This is a genomic window from Roseivivax lentus (genome assembly GCF_900156805.1).
GTDB lineage: Bacteria > Pseudomonadota > Alphaproteobacteria > Rhodobacterales > Rhodobacteraceae > Roseivivax > Roseivivax lentus.
In genome coordinates this window covers 1-1,369 of record NZ_FTOQ01000042.1, presented here as the reverse complement: position 1 = coordinate 1,369, position 1,369 = coordinate 1, and the positions used below count along the sequence as shown (strand labels likewise).

Annotated in this window: 1 protein-coding gene; it reads right to left on the bottom strand. The window is 63.6% G+C overall.

Features of this window, described 5'->3' with window-relative positions; translation table 11 throughout:
- Positions 1-107: 107 nt before the first annotated feature.
- Positions 108-1,286 carry an IS5 family transposase gene (locus BW990_RS20905; RefSeq protein WP_076451421.1) on the bottom strand — a complete coding sequence of 393 codons (1,179 nt, stop codon included), beginning with the start codon at positions 1,284-1,286 and terminating at the stop codon, positions 108-110.
- Between the last annotated feature and the right edge of the window lie 83 nt (positions 1,287-1,369).

Here is a 1,369-nt window from a genome sequence, read left to right as displayed (position 1 = left end):
TTAACAGGTTGCTGAAGAAGTCTGACTTGAAGGACGTTTTCCCATCTGCCTCGGTTTGAGAGCGGCTGTCTGGGAGACGGACCGCGGGTTTAGGATGGGTGCCTTGGTCAGGCGGCCAGGAGCTTCGGTAATCTTGCCAGGTTGCAGGCTGCCATGGTCATCGTGAACTGTGCGCGGACCCTGTCGAGGCCGCGGTGAACGGTTTGGGCAATGCCGCCAACGGTCTTTGCCCAGCCGAAGGGTTCCTCGATCTTCTTCCGGTGTCGCTGGGATAGGCCATAGCCAGGATGTTGGGTGGTCCGCCCGTCGATGGCCGAATGCCGGGCCTTCTGCGCGACGTGCGGCGTCACGACCATCCGCCTGAGCGCGGCGACGAAGTCGGCGCTGTCGTAACCCTTGTCCGCTCCAAGTGTCAGGCGACGGGTGGAACCCGGCGAATGCCTGTTGATCATCTCAAGCGCCGCCCTGCGCTCAGCGTGGCCATCGGCGTGGCTCAGGTCCGCCTGCACCACCAGGCCGTTGCGGTTCTCCATCAGCGTATGCCCCATGAAGCACAGCATGGCCGCCGCGCCCGGGGACTTCTTGTAGAGCCGCGCATCGGGATCGGTGCTTGAAGCATGCGTCGCGTTCGAGCGCTTCTCGTCCCGGAAGTTCACCTCGGCGTTTCGGGTCTGGCGGGGCGCGTCGGGCATCGGCTGGCTCTCTGTCTGTTTTGGGTCGTCGGGGTCTGCGGAGGTTGCGCCGGATGGTGGCGGTGGCGGCCCGCCGGTATCGTCGTCATGCGACGGCGGAGGGGGATCCTTCGGCTGGAAACTCTTCATGGAAGCCCACGACTTGATCAGGGTGCCATCGACCGAGAAGTGCTCGTCGGACAGCAACGGCCTGACCTCCGGATGCGCAAGGATCGCGGCCATCACCTTGCGAGACATGTCGGTCGTCAGCAGACGGTCGCGGTTCTTGCTGAACACCGTGGGGACCCAGACCGGGTCGTCGATGCCGAGCCCGACGAACCAGCGGAACAGCAGGTTATAATCCATCTGCTCCATCAACTGCCGCTCCGAGCGGATCGAGAACAGGATCTGGAGAAGGCTCGCCCGGATCAGCCGCTCCGGCGCGATGGAGGGACGGCCGAAATCCGTGTAGAGCGCGTCGAACTCGGCATCGAGGCTCGCCAGCGCGTCGTTCACGATCTGCCGGATCTTGCGGAGCGGATGACCCGCCGGGACTCGTTCCTCAAGGTCCACAAAGCTGAAAAGCGTCCCGCTTACCTCGTCCGTCCCGCGCATCACACCCGCCTCCGTATCCGTGACAGGGGTGAATCATGTTCTCGAAAGCGCGTCGAGACCGGCCTTTTTCAGCAACCTGTTAA